This window comes from Streptomyces sp. NBC_01454 (genome assembly GCF_036227565.1).
Taxonomy (GTDB): Bacteria; Actinomycetota; Actinomycetes; order Streptomycetales; family Streptomycetaceae; genus Streptomyces.
Genome location: NZ_CP109460.1, coordinates 4,375,054 through 4,389,937, shown reverse-complemented (window position 1 = coordinate 4,389,937; position 14,884 = coordinate 4,375,054). Strand labels below are relative to the sequence as shown.

The window sequence follows — 14,884 nt, the reverse complement described above, 5'->3', positions numbered from 1 at the left end:
GGCAAAGCCGGGAACCGGTGCCGGGATGGTGTGGGCGGTGAGCGCTTCGGCCCTGTCTGCACCCACAACGACAGGGGCATATGCCACGGTATGTGACATATGCCCCAGAAGAGATCTCGCCGGCCGGAGCGGGTGCGCCCGGCGCGCCCGCGTCCGCTCCCGCTACGCGCCCGGCGCCTGAGCCGCCTCGTCCGCGACCTTGGCGGCGATGTCCGTGCGGTGCTGGGAGCCGTCCAGCCGGATCCGGTCCACGGCGCGGTAGGCACGCCGGCGGGCGGTGGTGAGGTCGGTGCCGACGGCGGTGACGGACAGCACCCGGCCGCCCGCGCTGAGCACCGCTCCGGCGTCGTCCCGCCTGGTGCCGGCGTGCAGCACGTACGCGTCCGGGGCGTCCTGCTCCGCGACCTCGGCCAGGCCCTCGATGGGGTCGCCGGTGCGCGGGGTGTCCGGGTAGTTGTGCGAGGCGATGACGACCGTGACGGCGGCGTCGTCGTGCCAGCGCAACGGCGGCAGGGCGGCGAGGTTGCCGGTGGCGGCCGCGGTCAGCAGCCCGCCGAGCGGGGTCTGCAGGCGGGCCAGGACGACCTGGGTCTCCGGGTCGCCGAAGCGCGCGTTGAACTCGATCACGCGCACCCCGCGGGAGGTGATCGCCAGGCCCGCGTAGAGCAGCCCGGAGAACGGGGTGCCGCGGCGGCGCAGCTCGTCGACGGTGGGCTGCAGGACCGTGGCCATGACCTCGTCGACCAGCTGGGGGTCGGCCCAGGGCAGCGGGCTGTACGCGCCCATGCCGCCGGTGTTGGGGCCCTCGTCGCCGTCGAGGGCGCGCTTGAAGTCCTGGGCGGGCTGCAGCGGGACGACGGTCTCGCCGTCGGTGACCGCGAAGAGCGAGACCTCGGGACCGTCGAGGAACTCCTCGATGACGACGCGGTCGCAGGCCAGCGCGTGCACGCGGGCCGCCTCGACGTCCTCGGTGACCACGACGCCCTTGCCGGCCGCCAGCCCGTCGTCCTTGACGACGTACGGCGCCCCGAAGGCGTCCAGGGCCTCGTCGATCTCTTCCCGGGTGGTGCAGACATAGCTGCGGGCGGTGGGGACGGCCGCGGCGGCCATCACGTCCTTGGCGAAGGCCTTGGAGCCCTCCAGCTGGGCGGCCTCGGCCGAGGGGCCGAACACCGCGATGCCGCGGTCGCGGACGGCGTCCGCGACGCCCGCCACCAGGGGGGCCTCGGGGCCCACCACGACCAGATCGGCCGCCAGGCCGGCGGCGAGTTCGGCGACGGCCGTGCCGTCGAGGGCGTTGACCCCGTGCAATTCGGCCACCTCGGCGATGCCGGCGTTGCCGGGAGCGCAGTGCAGCGCGGTGACGTCGGGGTCGAGGGACAGAGAGCGGCACAGGGCGTGTTCGCGGGCGCCGCCGCCGATGACGAGGACCTTCACGGTGGCAGCCTAGACGAGAGCACCGGACGGCCGGACCCCGGCCGGGTCCGGGCGGCGGGAGGGCACGAAGCGGCCGGAAACCGCGCGTCGCCGCGGCGGCAACTCTTTCGGGTGAGTTGCCCGATGCCCCTATACCCGACATGGCACTCCTTCCGGGCGGAAAGAGCGTGATCGTGGGGCCGACGCCAGCCGTTCGGCGGTAGGAAGGAGGCTGCGTGCACCGACCGTCCCGTATGACATGCGTGCCTCGCACGTATCGGAAGAGAGCTTTGGAGAGGGAGTGCACGGGTGAGTCAGCCGGAGATGCAGCCCGAGGGACCCCCTCGGGAGGGCGGCAGCCCCACGCGGGAGAACGGCCGCCGGGCCTCCGGCCGGAGGGATCTTGCGGGGCGGGTCTTCCCGCTCGGCGACTGGGGTGAGCCGGCCGACCGGTTGGACGCGCTCTACCTGTGGACCGAGGAGGGCGCGCTGCGCGCCGCCGACTGGTATCTGCGCGACCGGCGGGGCAAGCGGCGCGGCGCGCGGGTGCTGAGGCTGGGTGCCGCGGCCGGCGTGACGGTGGGCGGGGCGCTGCCGCTGCTGGATCTGGCCGGGGTCTGGGCGGGCGGGGCGCCCTGGGGCTGTCTGTCGCTGCTGCTGGCCGCGGTGTGTGTGGGCGCCGACCGCTACTTCGGGGTGACGGCCGGCTGGATGCGGGACCTGGCGACCGCCCAGGCGATCCATCGGCGGCTGGAGGCGCTGCAGTTCGACTGGGCGGCGGAGAGCGTGCGCGAGGTGCTCGGGCCGGCCGAGGGCACGGCGGGCGAGGCGGCGGAGCGCTGTCTGGGGGTGCTGCGGCGGTTCAACGAGGACCTCGCCGAGCTGGTGCGGGCCGAAACGGCCGACTGGATGGCGGAGTTCCGGGCCGGTCCGGTGCCGCAGGCCACGCTCTCGATGGTGCCGTGGGCCGCGCCGCGGCAGGAGGGCGCGGCGCCGCAGACGCGGTATCCGCTGCCGCCGCCGGGCGCCCGCCCGAACATGCCGCGGCAGCGGCCGCCGGAGTCCCCGCGCTGACCGCGGGCCGCCCGCGCCGTCGTACGGGCGCGGGCGGCCCGGCGGTACGGGGCGGCGGGAGCGCCCGGGGTCACTCCCCCGGCCCGCTCCCGCCCGTACCGTTCCCGGTCAGCTGAAGACGATCATGGAGCCTTGGCCCAGGCTCCGGGTGGCGGCCGCGTGCAGGCCGAGCCATACGTGCCGCTCCCGGGCGAACGGGCTGTCGTCCAGGGGGACCGCGCTGGCCCGCTCCTCCAGTGAGGTGGGCCCGGCCGGCGGTGCGGGTGCGGCCGGCGGATTGGCCGGATCGATACCGAGGGACGGCGCGACGAGTTCGAGCTCGCGCAGCAGACCGTGCGAGGAGCCCAGTGGGCCGCCGCCCTCCAGCAGTTCGTCGTTGGCGAGCGGATGCGGGAAGTCGACCGGGACGTACGCCCCCGCGTGGTCGTAGTGCCACACCAGATGGGACTCCTGCGCGGTGGCCTCGAACATCTCCAGCAACTGCTCGTAGTCGCCGCCCAGTTCGTCGACCGGGGTCACCTCCAGGCCGCACAGCCGCAGCAGATAGGCACGGCGCAGGAAGTGCAGGGCGTCATAGTCGAAGCCGGCGATGGGCGCGACGTCACCGGAGAGCCCCGGCATGTAGCCGAAGACCGGGACCGGTGGCAGGCCCGCTTCCGTCAGGGCCTTGTCATAGGCGGCGATCTCTTCGGAGAACGGGTTGTCGGGGCTGTGGCACAGCACATCGACGAGGGGTACCAGCCACAGGTCACATGCCACGAGTGTGGGCTCGCTTCCGGTCGGGGACAGGACTCCGGCGCACGTACGGCTACGGGTACGGCCCATTACGGCCGACGATCGGGACAGCGTAGTGCTAGCCGCGCGTTCCGACGAGAGCGAGGGAGTGCTCGTTGTACTCGGCGATCAGCCGCTGGGCGGTGGGCAGATCATGGTCGATCAGGGCGTCGGCCAGCGCGCTGTGGCCCTGCCACAGATGGCTCCCCAGATCGGCCTGCCGGCGCAGCAGCGGCACGGCGAACATCCAGGTCTGGACGCGGATCCGGTCCAGGAAATCGCTGATGTACGCGTTGTGCACGATGCTGCTGAGCTCGCGCCAGAACCGCAGGTCGTAGCCGATGAGGACATCGAGGTCGCCGGCCCGGGCGGCCCGTTCGGCCTCGTCGGCGCGGCGGCGGATGGAGACCAGCACCCCGGCGGGGGTGGCGCGCAGGGCGCGGTCGGCGCCGCTGCGGAAGATGCCCTCGATGATCAGCGTGCGGGCCTCGACCATGGCGCGGAAGTCGTCGGAGGTGAAGGCGTGCACCTTGTAGCCGCGGTGCTGTTCGACGTCGAGCAGGCCCTGGGCGCACAGATCGAGCAGCGCCTCGCGCACCGGGGTGGCGGAGACGCCGTACTGCTCGGCGATCTCCTTGACGGTGAAGGGGTGGCCGCACGGCAGCCGGCCGGCCAGGATCTCGTCGCGCAGCGCGTCGGCGATCTGCTGGCGCAGGGTGCTGCGTCGTATGACTGAGCTGTCTCCGCCGGCGGCCATCGTCTGCGTCTCCTTCGACGTCCCTGACCGCGCAGGTGGGAGCGGCCCCCGCCCACGATAGGCGAGGGCCGCGGCGGGCCGCCGGGCGAGGGCGCTCTTCGGGTGTCCCGCGCGGCGGCCGTGACCTGCGGTTTCCATGCGGGCGGGCGCCGCGGGCGACGGCTCAGACGGTGTGGGCGTCGGCCGCCGTGAGCGCCTGGTCGAGGGCGGCGAGGCCCTCCTTGGCCTCGGCCTCGGTGATCGTGCAGGCCGGGACGACATGCGTCCGGTTCATGTTCACGAACGGCCACAGCCCGCCGCGCTTGCAGGCCGCGGCGAATTCGGCCATCGGAGCGTTGGCGGCGCCGGACGCGTTGTAGGGGACCAGCGGCTCGCGGGTCTCCTTGTTCTTCACCAGGTCCAGGGCCCAGAAGACGCCCATGCCGCGGACCTCGCCGACCGACGGGTGGCGTCCGGCGATCTCGTGCAGCGCCGGGCCGATGACCTTCTCACCGATCTCGGCGGCGTTCTCCACGATCCGCTCCTCGGTCATCGCGTTCATGGTGGCGACGGCGGAGGCGCAGGCCAGGGGGTGACCGGAGTAGGTCAGACCGCCCGGGTAGGGACGCTGGTCGAAGGTGGCCGCGATCTCGGCGCTGATCGCCACGCCGCCCAGCGGCACATAGCCGGAGTTGACGCCCTTGGCGAAGGTCAGCAGGTCGGGCGTGATGCCGAAGTGGTCGGCGGCGAACCACTTGCCCGTACGGCCGAAGCCCGCCATGACCTCGTCGAGGATGAAGACGATGCCGAAGCGGTCGCAGATCTCGCGGACCCCGGCGAGGTAACCGGCCGGCGGGACCATGATCCCCGCGGTGCCGGGCACGGTCTCCAGGATGATCGCCGCGATCGACTGCGGGCCCTCGAAGGCGATGGTCTGCTCCAGGTGCGCGAGGGCGCGCTCGCACTCCTGCTGCTCGTTCTCGGCGTGGAAGGCCGAGCGGTAGAGGAACGGGCCCCAGAAGTGGACCACGCCCGCGGAGGCGGTGTCGGAGGGCCAGCGGCGCGGGTCGCCGGTCAGGTTGATCGCGGTGGCGGTGGCGCCGTGGTACGAGCGGTAGGCGGACAGCACCTTGGCGCGGCCGGTGTGCAGCCGGGCCATCCGGACCGCGTTCTCCACGGCCTCCGCACCGCCGTTGGTGAAGAAGATCTTGTCGAGGTCGCCCGGGGTGCGCTCGGCGACCATCCGCGCGGCCTCGGACCGTACGTCCACGGCGAATCCGGGCGCGATGGTGCACAGCTTCGCGGCCTGCTCCTGGATCGCCGCGACGACCTTGGGGTGCTGGTGACCGATGTTGGTGTTGACCAGCTGGGAGGAGAAGTCGAGGTAGCGGTTGCCGTCGTGGTCCCAGAAGTACGCACCCTCCGCGCCGGCGATCGGCAGCGGGTCGATGAGGCCCTGCGCGGACCAGGAGTGGAAGACATGCGCGCGGTCGGCGGCCTTGACGGCCGCACCGGCGGCAGGGTCGGCGGCGGAGGCGGAGGGCGTCGTGGTCACGGTCAGTACCTCGGATCGGGTCGCTCGGGTCCGCCGGGGGATGGGCGCGGCGAACGTCCTCAGCGTATGGATCACGGGCACCGGTCGATACCGACACTATGTATGGCACTCACCACGCGCGCGGACACACTGTCTACGGGCCGGCGGGGAATTCCGCGTCCCGGGGCGGCCGGGCAGTCGGGCGCAGCGCGGTCAGCCGGCCGTGGGGAACACCGTCCGCACCGCCCGCCCCCAGGGATGGTCGGTCAGCTCCGGACGCAGCGCCGCCAGCCCCGCGCAGTGGACGGGGAAGTCCTCCGCGCACATCCCACGGTCGGCCAGCAGCCGGTCCGCCTCGCCCGGCCGGCCCCCGGTCCGGCTCCGCACGAGGACCAGCCCACCCTCGGCGCGCACCGTGCGGCCGGTCTCCGCGTCCCGGCAGCGCAGCGCCGCGTCACAGATCAGGCGCTGGCCGTCCGCGGCCAGGACGGCCCGGGTGCACTCGGTTTCGAGGACGCGGCGCAGGCCGTCGGGGGCCGTGCGGCCGCCGGAGCGGTCCAGTACGGAGGCGAGGAAGCCGCGCGGTGCCGGGCCGAGCGCCGCGTCACCCGGCAACAGCGGCCGGCGGTGCGTGACCGGTATGCCGCGCCGCCCGGTGAGCTCGATCTCGAACTGCCGCTCCCCGGTGTCCTCGCAGTGCCGCTCCCGGATCGTGTGGCGCGCCGGGCGGCCCAGCCGGTGCTCGTGGAAGGACCGCAGGTCAGGGGTGTCGTAGTAGACGGAGCGGCAGTGAAACCAGCGGCGGCCGTTGACGCACAGCGCCACGAACGCGCCGCCGGGTCGGCGCCGTTCGGTGAGTGCGGCCGTCACGGCGGTGAAGACCTCGACCGGGACGAGATAGCTGCGGTCGCACGGGGCGAGGAGGCGGGCCCGTGCCTGGACGTCGGCGAGCGGTACCGGACGTGCGGCCATGGCGGCGCGGGCGAGGGCTCGTACGGCGGGGATCACTCGGTCTCCTTCGGCGTGACGTCGGGTGCGTGGCTGTCGGAGGCGTCGTTGTCGTACGCGTTCTACGCCCTGCGGACCCCTGGGAGTTCCGGGACGCGGAAATTGACATCCGCAATCGCCGGGTCTCGGACAAAGTCGGCCGGTTGTGGCACCCCGCGGACAGTCGTGGACCGCCCCGGCGAGGCAAATTGACAGCACCCTGTCGTAGCGCCAGGATGCTGTCATAAGGGCGGGTGTGCCGCACCCGGCACCGGGTCCGTCAGCCAGGGATTCAGGGATCCAGGGATTCCGCCGCCGACCGAGGAGCTCCCATGACCGACCGCACCGCACCCACTGCACCCACTGCACCCACCGTGCATGTCGCCGCCTACGACACACTCGCCGACTGGGAGTGCGGCCACGCCCTCGCCCACCTCCGCGACGGTGGCTGCTTCCGCCCCTCGCAGCCGGCGTTCGCCGTGGCCACCGTCGCCCCCGTCACCGGCCGGCCGGTGACGACCATGGGCGGGCAGCGGATCGTCCCCGATCTCGCGCTCGACGCGCTGCACCCCGCCGACAGCGCGCTGCTGATCCTTCCCGGCGCCGCACTCTGGGATTCCGGCACGGAGTTGGCGCCCTTCGCCGACAAGGCGCGGGAGTTCCTCGCCGCCGGGGTGCCGGTCGCCGCGATCTGCGGCGCGACCGCGGGGCTCGCCCAGGCGGGCCTGCTGGACGACCGTGCGCACACCAGCGGGGCCGCCGGGTACCTCGCCGCACAGCCCGGCTACCGGGGTGCCAGCCACTACCGCGAGGCCGACGCGGTGCGCGAGGGCGGACTGATCACCGCGGGCCCCACCGAGCCGGTGGCCTTCGCCCGGGAGATCTTCGCCGCACTCGACGTCATGGAGCCGCCGGCCCTCGACGCCTGGTACCGCCTGTTCGCCCGCTCCGACGCCGCCGCCTTCCCCGTGCTCCAGGCGGCACGGGCGGCCCGCGCCGGCGGCGGTTCCGCATGACCGCGCCCCGGCCCCACGGCTCCCGCCCTCACGCGTCCCCGGGCGCCGGGCCGCAGGCCCCGACGGACCCGGAGCTCGGGGGCTCCGCACTCCTCAGCCGTACCGCCCTCGCCGTCTTCCGCCTCAACGGCCAGCTGCTCTCCGTCGCCGAAGGTCTCGCCCGGCCGTCCGGTCTGACCGCCGCCTGGTGGCAGGTCCTGGGCGCCGTCCTGCCCGAGCCGCTGCCCGTGGCCGGGATCGCCCGCGCGATGGGCATCACCCGGCAGAGCGTGCAGCGCATCGCCGACCTCCTGGTCGACCGCGAGCTGGCGCAGTACCGCCCCAACCCGGCACACCGCCGCGCCAAGCTCCTCGCCCCCACCGCAGCCGGCCGGGCCGCCGTCGCCCGTATCGCCCCCGGCCACGCCGAGTTCGCCGCCCGCCTGTCCGAACGACTCGGCGGCCCGGACGACTTCCGGCAGGTCATGGCGGCCCTGGAGGGACTGTCGACCGCACTGGACGCCCTCGCGGAGGACGGCGAGATCCCCCCGGCCACGCACGGGTGAGACCGCGCCGCGCCGCACCGGCCCGCGCTCGTTCTCTTGCTCTCCCGCTCTCCCGCTCTCCCGTCGTCACGCTCTCCCGGCCGGCTCGTGCTCCCGGACGACGAACAGCCGCGCACCCACTCCAAACGAAGTAGGTACGCGGCTGTGTCTGCCTGCGGTGTTCCGGCCGTGCTACGACAGGAACGAGTTGATCTCGATGGTCTCGTCGCGGCCGGGGCCGACGCCGATCGCGGAGATCCGGGCGCCGGACATCTCCTCCAGCGCCTTGACGTACGCCTGGGCGTTCTTCGGCAGGTCGGAGAAGGACTTCGCCTTGGTGATGTCCTCGGACCAGCCCGGCAGCGTCTCGTAGACCGGCTTCGCGTGGTGGAAGTCGGACTGGCTGTAGGGCAGTTCCTCGACGCGCTTGCCGTCGATCTCGTACGCGACGCAGACCGGGATCTGCTCCCAGCCGGTCAGCACGTCGAGCTTGGTGAGGAAGAAGTCCGTCAGGCCGTTGACGCGGGTCGCGTAGCGGGCGATGACGGCGTCGAACCAGCCGCAGCGGCGGTCGCGGCCGGTGGTGACACCGCGCTCGCCGCCGATGCGGCGCAGCGCCTCGCCGTCCTCGTCGAACAGCTCGGTCGGGAACGGACCGGCGCCGACGCGCGTCGTATAGGCCTTGAGGATGCCGATGACGCGGTTGATCTTCGTGGGGCCGACGCCGGCACCCGTGCAGGCGCCGCCCGCGGTCGGGTTCGAGGACGTGACGAAGGGGTACGTGCCGTGATCGATGTCCAGCAGCGTGCCCTGGCCGCCCTCGAAGAGGACCACCTTGTCGTCGTCCAGCGCCTTGTTGAGGATCAGGGTGGTGTCGGCGACATAGCCCTTGATCTTGTCGGCGTAGCCCAGCAGCTCCTCGACGACCTGGCCGGCCTCGATGGCGCGGCGGTTGTAGAGCTTGGTCAGCAGCTGGTTCTTGACCTCGAGGGCCGCCTCGACCTTCTGGATGAGGATCGACTCGTCGTAGAGGTCCTGCACCCGGATGCCGACGCGGTTGATCTTGTCGGCGTAGGTCGGGCCGATGCCGCGACCGGTGGTGCCGATCTTCCGCTTGCCGAGGAACCGTTCCGTCACCTTGTCGACGGTGATGTTGTACGGCGTGATCAGATGCGCGTTACCGCTGAGCAGCAGCTTGGACGTGTCGACGCCGCGCTCGTTGAGTCCGCTCAGCTCGGAGAGCAGGACCGCCGGGTCGACGACGACACCGTTGCCGATGACCGGGGTACACCCCGGCGAGAGGATTCCGGAAGGGAGCAGGTGCAGTGCGTACTTCTGGTCGCCGACGACGACCGTGTGGCCGGCATTGTTGCCGCCCTGGTAGCGCACCACATAGTCCACGGACCCACCGAGCAGATCGGTGGCCTTTCCCTTGCCCTCATCACCCCACTGAGCACCGAGCAGCACAAGTGCGGGCACAGGCGTACACCCCTTCCGGGCGGGGCATGTCCAACGTGCGTGGATGGCGACAACGTGCGTGTTCACGCGTACGTCATCGCCAGAGCCGTCGAACCGGTGCCCCGGAATAGACGAAGCCCCTGGCGCAATAGCGCAAGGGGCTCTTGCACCGAGATGCTACCTGAGGAAGGACCGAGGTGTCGGCGCAGCCTTCTGGGCACTTTCCCGTGGACTCCGTTCGGGGGTACCCCCTGCTCGTGGTCATCGACCCGGTCGCCCGCAGTACCGACGGCGAGGCCGTGCGGATCGCGAAGGATGTCCTGTGCGCGGGTGCGGGGGCGAAAATCTGCCTCCCGGAGGGCCCGGAGGAATTCGCGCGGATGCTTGCCCGGCGCGGGCAGCGACGGCCGGTGGTGATCGGCGACGACCGGGCGCTGCTGCGCGTGGTGGGCCTGCTGCACAAGGAGCGGGAGCTGGCCGGGGTGCCGCTGTCGATGGTCCCGGTCGGGCCCCCGGCCGCCGTGGCGCTGAGCCGCGCCCTGGGCATCCCCACGGACACGGTGGCCGCCGCCCGGGCCGTCCTGGACGGCGGGGAGCGCCCGATGGACCTGCTCACGGACGACAGCGACGGCATCGTGCTGGGGAGTCTGCGCATCCCGTGCGGCAGCGGGACGGTCCGGCCGGGGCGCGGGGCGTCCGTGCCGCGGCAGTCGTCCCCGGCGGATCCCGTGGCGGCGCGGGGCGGCCCGGTGGGCCCGGTGGAACCGGCCGGCGGGGACCGCCCCTGGTGGAAGCCGTATGCCCGCACCGCCCGTACGGCGCTGTCGCTGCTGGCCGCGCCGGCGGCCGGGCTCCGGCCCTCCCCCCGGTCCGGCGACGACGGCCGCTCGGGCGGGCGGCGGGCACGGGTGCCGGGGCAGCGGCTGCGGATCGAGGCGGACGGGGTGCTGCTGGCGGATCTGGACCGGCCGGTGCGCGGGGTGTCGGTGGTGCCCGGCGGACGGGCCGGGGCGGACGGGGCCGGGCCGGGCGCCGGCGGTGAGCTGGCCGAGGTCGTGGTGCACTGGCCGGGCGGCGCGCGGCCGGTACGCATCCGGGCGCGGGCGGTGACGGTCTCCGGCGCGGACTTCCACTACCGGGCGGACGCCCTGGTCGGCGGCCCGGTCAGGACCCGTACGTGGACCGTGCAGCCGGGGGCCTGGCGGCTCCAGCTGCCGCGGGACTGAGGAAAGCCCCGCACAACGCAGGAAGACGCAGGAGAACGCCGGAAAGCTCAGGGGAACGCAGGAGAACGCAGGGAAACGCAGGAAAAACGGTCCCTCAGCGGCCGGCGTCCTCGAGCTCGGCCCGCATCCGGTCGCGGTGTTCGCGCCAGCGCTGGAGCAGCCCGGTGAGCTCCGTCTGCAGGAACTCGAAGAACACCAGCGTCTCGCCGATCCTGCGGCCCGCCGGCGAGTCCTCGCCGAGGCTCACGACGCCCTCGCGCAGGGTGCCCTCCCAGCGGGTGAGGACGTTGTCGCGGCGGGCCAGCGCCTCGTACCACTGGTCGCTGTGCACGCGGTAGCGGTCGCGGCGGGAGCCCGGCTCACGCTCGCGGCTGACCATGTCGACCTGGGAGAGATAGCGGATCGCGCCGGAGACGGCGGCCGGGCTGACCTGGAGGCGCTCGCCGAGTTCGGCGGAGGTCAGCACACCGGAGTCGGAGGCGAGCAGACAGGCGAAGACCCGGGCGGACATCCGCTGCATCCCGGCGTCGACCAGCTGCGCGGCGAACCGCTCGACGAACTGCGACACCGCCTCGTCGTCGCGCGCGTGCCCGGCGAGGTCCGGACGGGCCTCGGCGGACCGGTCCGCACTCGGTTGCTGCTCGCTCATGTCCGCATCATCTCCCCTGATCAGCGCCGCCCCTCAACTTTATATGCATGGTTTCTTAACTTCACAAATTTGTGAATCTAGCGTATCTTCGAAATCATGACCACGGCAATCTCTCCCGCTCCCGCGATCCGGGTCGACGGCCTGCACAAGTCCTTCGGCCGCACCCACGCGCTGGACGGCCTCGATCTGCGGGTCGGCGCCGGTGAGGTACACGGCTTCCTCGGGCCCAACGGCGCCGGGAAGTCCACGACGATCCGCGTCCTGCTCGGCCTGCTGCGCGCCGACGGCGGCACCGCCCGACTGCTGGGCAGGGACCCCTGGCAGGACGCCGTCGAACTGCACCGCCGCATCGCCTACGTCCCCGGCGACGTCACCCTGTGGCGCAACCTCTCCGGCGGCGAGGTCATCGACCTCTACGGCCGGCTGCGCGGCGGGCTGGACACCGGGCGCCGGGCCGAGCTCCTGGAACGGTTCGAACTCGACCCCACCAAGAAGGGCCGGACGTACTCCAAGGGCAACCGGCAGAAGGTCGCCCTGGTCGCCGCCTTCGCCTCCGCCCCCGAGGTCGAGTTGCTCATCCTCGACGAGCCGACCTCCGGCCTCGACCCGCTGATGGAGGAGGTCTTCCAGAACTGCGTGGCCGAGGAGCGCGACCGCGGGCGCACCGTCCTGCTCTCCAGCCATGTGCTGTCCGAGGTCGAGGCGCTCTGCGACCGCGTCAGCATCATCCGCAACGGGCGCACCGTCGAATCCGGCACGCTGGCGGAGCTGCGGCATCTGGCCCGCACCTCGGTCGCCGCCGAACTCGCCGGCCCACCCAACGGCCTGGCCACCCTCCCCGGCGTCCACGGCCTGGAGCTGCGGGGGGACCGCGTCACGTTCCAGGTCGACACCGACAAGCTCGACGCCGTGCTCCGCTCGCTCGGCGCCTCCGGGGTCCGCAGCCTCACCAGCACCCCGCCCACCCTGGAAGAGCTCTTCCTCCGCCACTACCAGGACGACGCCCGCGGCGAGGCGATCGCGCGATGACCACCGTGGCCGCCCCCCTTTCCGTCCCCACCGCGCACGCACGCCAACTGGCGGGGACCGGGCCCCTGTTGCGGCTGGCGCTGCGCCGCGACCGTGTGCTGGTCCCGGCCTGGGTGCTGGGCCTCGGCGCGGTCGTCGCCGGCACCGGCTCGTCCTTCGAGGCGCTCTACGGCACCGCCGCCCGCCGCGCCGCACTGGCCGTCTCGATGAACGGCAACGGCTCGATGCGCGCGCTGTACGGACCGGTGTTCAGCGACTCCGTCGGCGGGCTCGTCGCCTGGCGGATGGCCGGCTTCGGCGCCGTCCTGGCCGCCGTGATGAGCCTGCTGATCGTGGTCCGGCACACTCGCGAGGAGGAGGAGACGGGCCGTCAGGAGCTGCTCTGTGCCGCCATGGTCGGCCGTCGCGCACCGCTGACCGCGGCCCTGCTGACGGCCCTGATCGCCGACGCCGCGCTCGCCGTGGTGATCGCGGGCTCGCTGGCCGGCTCCGGCCGGCCGGCCGCCGGCTCGCTCGCGCTCGGTTTCGGCATCGGTGCCACCGGCATGCTGTTCGCCGCGCTGGCCGCCATCGCCGCCCAGCTCACCGAGAGCGCACGGCTCGCCAAGGGCCTGACCGGTGCGGTGCTCGGCCTGGCCTTCGCGCTGCGCGCCGCGGGCGACGCCGGCACCGACGGCGCCACCTCCCCGCTCACCTGGATCTCACCGGTCGGCTGGTCGCAGAACCTGCGCGCCTACGCCGGCGAACGCTGGTGGCTGGTCCCGCTGTTCCTGGCGGCGACCGCCCTGGCCGGCTCCGTCGCCTACGCCCTGACCGCCCGCCGCGACCTCGGCATGAGCTTTCTGCCCGCGCGTCCCGGTCCGGCCCTGGCGCCGCGCTCCCTGGGCGGCCCCCTCGGCCTGGCCTGGCGGCTCCAGCGCACCACCCTGGCGGGCTGGACGCTCGGCTTCGTGTGCGCCGGCGGGATCTTCGGCGGTCTCGCCAAGGGCGCCTCGGACCTGGTCGGCGGCAATGAGCGGACCCGCGAGATCTTCGCGCGGATGGGGGGTCAGCAGAGCCTGACCGATGCGTTCCTGGCGACGATGGCCGGCATGCTCGGCATGGTCGCCGCGCTCTTCGCGGTGGGCGCCGTGCTGCGGCTGCACGGCGAGGAGACCGCCGGGCGGGCCGAGCCGGTGCTGGCCGGCGCGGTCGGCCGGCTCCGCTGGGCGGCCGGCCATCTGGCCCTGGCCTTCGGGGGCAGCGCCGTCATCCTGGCCTTCGGCGGTCTGGCCCTGGGCGTCTCCTACGGCGTCTCGGCCGGCGACCCGCTCGGCCGCACGGGCCCGGTCCTGGCCGCCGCCCTCGCCCAGGCCCCGGCCGTCTGGACGCTCACCGGCCTGGCGGTCCTCGTCCTCGGCCTGCTCCCCCGGGCCACCCCGGCCGTCTGGGCCCTGGTCGGCGGCTGTCTGACCCTCGGCTGGGTCGGCCCCTCCCTCGACTTCCCCCGCTGGGCGATGGATCTGTCGCCGTACAGCCACCTCCCCAAGCTGCCCGGCGCGGACGCCACCGCCGCCCCGTTCCTCTGGCTGCTGGCGCTCTCCGCCGTCTTCACCACCGCCGGCCTGGTGGGCCTGCGCCGACGCGACCTCGGCTGACCCCGGGCGGCGGGCCACCCGGCCGCCCCCGCATCCATGCGCCGCCGGAGCCGTCGCGGACTCCGGCGGCGCACTCGCGCGCGGTCCGGGCGGCGCGAGCGTGTCCACAGGGTGTGGATGCCGCGCGCCGTCTCGCCACGGCAGCACATCGGGGATCCGAAGGCCAGTCACCCTGCGCCATTTCACCTGACGGTGCGATAACCCACAGTAACTCTAGAGCGCAGGGTGATCGTCTTGTTACTTTCCGTATGCGTGGTCGTGACCACGGCGCGCGACATCGGAGGGGATCATGCGACGCATCAGCACCAAGATCGGCATGCTCGCGGCAGCGGCGCTGCTGGCCGTCACCGCGGCCGGACCCGCGCGGGGAGAGCAGGCGAGCGACACCGCCCGGCGCACCGGGGCCGACTCCGCGGCCTACTTCGTGATGACCGATGTCACGCGTGCCGAGTTCGTCATCAAGCTCACCGACCCCCGCAAGATCCAGCACGCCCGGGAGCTGCTGAGCGGGGCGACCAGGTCGGAGCCGCATGTCATCGGCCGGATCGAGAAGCGCCCCGCCCCGTACAACGGGCGCTGGAGCTTCCATCTCCGCCCGGAGACGATCGACTTCTTCGACTTCGCCATCGAGGTCTGTGACGCCACCACGCCCTATGTGGAAGACCATCTGGACGAGGCCGGCGGCCCGTTCCTGCCCGGCCTGATCTGGTGCCCCTGGAGCTCGACGCTGGTGCGGGAGGTACCCCAGCTGTAAGGCCCCCGGTCCGGGCCGCCGGCCTGCCCCGCCCACGGCTCCCGGGCGGGGCCCCCGCCGGGGCGGCGGC

At 73.3% G+C, this 14,884-nt stretch carries 14 protein-coding genes; 7 read left to right on the top strand and 7 right to left on the bottom strand.

Annotated elements, in window-relative coordinates; genetic code table 11:
• Positions 1-162: 162 nt before the first annotated feature.
• Complete coding sequence (purD, locus tag OIU81_RS19425; protein ID WP_329149610.1) at positions 163-1,437, bottom strand: phosphoribosylamine--glycine ligase; 1,275 nt, start codon at positions 1,435-1,437, stop codon at positions 163-165.
• Between the two features lie 288 nt (positions 1,438-1,725).
• Between purD and OIU81_RS19420 the strand changes: the two genes are divergently transcribed.
• Positions 1,726-2,490, top strand: a complete 765-nt coding sequence (locus OIU81_RS19420; RefSeq protein WP_329149607.1) for an SLATT domain-containing protein — start codon at positions 1,726-1,728, stop codon at positions 2,488-2,490.
• Between the two features lie 108 nt (positions 2,491-2,598).
• Here the strand turns inward: OIU81_RS19420 and OIU81_RS19415 are convergent, their stop codons facing one another.
• The 4 genes from OIU81_RS19415 to OIU81_RS19400 form a co-directional block, all read right to left on the bottom strand.
• Positions 2,599-3,249, bottom strand: a complete 651-nt coding sequence (locus tag OIU81_RS19415; protein ID WP_329149605.1) for a hypothetical protein — start codon at positions 3,247-3,249, stop codon at positions 2,599-2,601.
• Positions 3,250-3,343: 94 nt separating this feature from the next.
• Entirely contained in the window at positions 3,344-4,021 is a 678-nt protein-coding gene (locus OIU81_RS19410; protein ID WP_329149603.1) for a GntR family transcriptional regulator, read from the bottom strand.
• 163 nt (positions 4,022-4,184) lie between these two features.
• Entirely contained in the window at positions 4,185-5,555 is a 1,371-nt protein-coding gene (locus OIU81_RS19405) for an aspartate aminotransferase family protein (protein WP_329149601.1), read from the bottom strand.
• Positions 5,556-5,747: 192 nt separating this feature from the next.
• Complete coding sequence (locus OIU81_RS19400) at positions 5,748-6,542, bottom strand: VTC domain-containing protein (protein WP_329149599.1); 795 nt, start codon at positions 6,540-6,542, stop codon at positions 5,748-5,750.
• A gap of 311 nt (positions 6,543-6,853) precedes the next feature.
• Here OIU81_RS19400 and OIU81_RS19395 point away from each other — a divergent pair, with 311 nt between their 5' ends.
• Both OIU81_RS19395 and OIU81_RS19390 read left to right on the top strand, forming a co-directional pair.
• A complete protein-coding gene (locus tag OIU81_RS19395; protein WP_329149597.1) occupies positions 6,854-7,537 on the top strand; it encodes a DJ-1/PfpI family protein in 684 nt (227 codons plus the stop codon).
• Positions 7,534-8,082 (top strand): MarR family winged helix-turn-helix transcriptional regulator, encoded by a 549-nt coding sequence (locus OIU81_RS19390; RefSeq protein WP_329149595.1) that lies wholly within the window; start codon positions 7,534-7,536, stop codon positions 8,080-8,082. Before OIU81_RS19395 ends, OIU81_RS19390 begins: the two co-directional genes overlap by 4 nt.
• 171 nt (positions 8,083-8,253) lie before the next feature.
• Here the strand turns inward: OIU81_RS19390 and OIU81_RS19385 are convergent, their stop codons facing one another.
• Positions 8,254-9,540, bottom strand: a complete 1,287-nt coding sequence (locus tag OIU81_RS19385) for an adenylosuccinate synthase (RefSeq protein WP_329149594.1) — start codon at positions 9,538-9,540, stop codon at positions 8,254-8,256.
• Between the two features lie 236 nt (positions 9,541-9,776).
• Here OIU81_RS19385 and OIU81_RS19380 point away from each other — a divergent pair, with 236 nt between their 5' ends.
• Complete coding sequence (locus OIU81_RS19380; protein WP_329149592.1) at positions 9,777-10,745, top strand: hypothetical protein; 969 nt, start codon at positions 9,777-9,779, stop codon at positions 10,743-10,745.
• A 94-nt stretch (positions 10,746-10,839) separates the two neighbouring features.
• Here the strand turns inward: OIU81_RS19380 and OIU81_RS19375 are convergent, their stop codons facing one another.
• Positions 10,840-11,394: a GbsR/MarR family transcriptional regulator gene (locus tag OIU81_RS19375; RefSeq protein ID WP_329149589.1), complete on the bottom strand. Its 555-nt coding sequence runs from the start codon at positions 11,392-11,394 to the stop codon at positions 10,840-10,842.
• 96 nt (positions 11,395-11,490) lie between these two features.
• Here OIU81_RS19375 and OIU81_RS19370 point away from each other — a divergent pair, with 96 nt between their 5' ends.
• From OIU81_RS19370 to OIU81_RS19360, 3 genes are all read left to right on the top strand, one after another.
• Complete coding sequence (locus tag OIU81_RS19370; protein ID WP_329149587.1) at positions 11,491-12,423, top strand: ABC transporter ATP-binding protein; 933 nt, start codon at positions 11,491-11,493, stop codon at positions 12,421-12,423.
• The gene (locus OIU81_RS19365) at positions 12,420-14,060 is read left to right on the top strand and encodes an ABC transporter permease (protein WP_329149585.1); all 1,641 of its coding nucleotides are present in this window, start codon (positions 12,420-12,422) and stop codon (positions 14,058-14,060) included. The genes OIU81_RS19370 and OIU81_RS19365 overlap by 4 nt, the downstream gene beginning before the upstream one ends.
• A 289-nt stretch (positions 14,061-14,349) precedes the next feature.
• Positions 14,350-14,814 (top strand): BP74-related protein, encoded by a 465-nt coding sequence (locus tag OIU81_RS19360; RefSeq protein ID WP_329149584.1) that lies wholly within the window; start codon positions 14,350-14,352, stop codon positions 14,812-14,814.
• The last annotated feature ends 70 nt before the right edge of the window (positions 14,815-14,884 follow it).

Excerpts from the sequence above, each read along its gene's own strand:
- OIU81_RS19410 (WP_329149603.1), bottom strand. The coding sequence starts at position 4,021 with ATGGCCGCCGGCGGAGACAGCTCAGTCATACGACGCAGCACCCTGCGC.
- OIU81_RS19395 (WP_329149597.1), top strand. The coding sequence starts at position 6,854 with ATGACCGACCGCACCGCACCCACTGCACCCACTGCACCCACCGTGCAT.
- OIU81_RS19390 (WP_329149595.1), top strand. The coding sequence starts at position 7,534 with ATGACCGCGCCCCGGCCCCACGGCTCCCGCCCTCACGCGTCCCCGGGC.
- OIU81_RS19375 (WP_329149589.1), bottom strand. The coding sequence starts at position 11,394 with ATGAGCGAGCAGCAACCGAGTGCGGACCGGTCCGCCGAGGCCCGTCCG.
- OIU81_RS19370 (WP_329149587.1), top strand. The coding sequence starts at position 11,491 with ATGACCACGGCAATCTCTCCCGCTCCCGCGATCCGGGTCGACGGCCTG.
- OIU81_RS19365 (WP_329149585.1), top strand. The coding sequence starts at position 12,420 with ATGACCACCGTGGCCGCCCCCCTTTCCGTCCCCACCGCGCACGCACGC.
- OIU81_RS19360 (WP_329149584.1), top strand. The coding sequence starts at position 14,350 with ATGCGACGCATCAGCACCAAGATCGGCATGCTCGCGGCAGCGGCGCTG.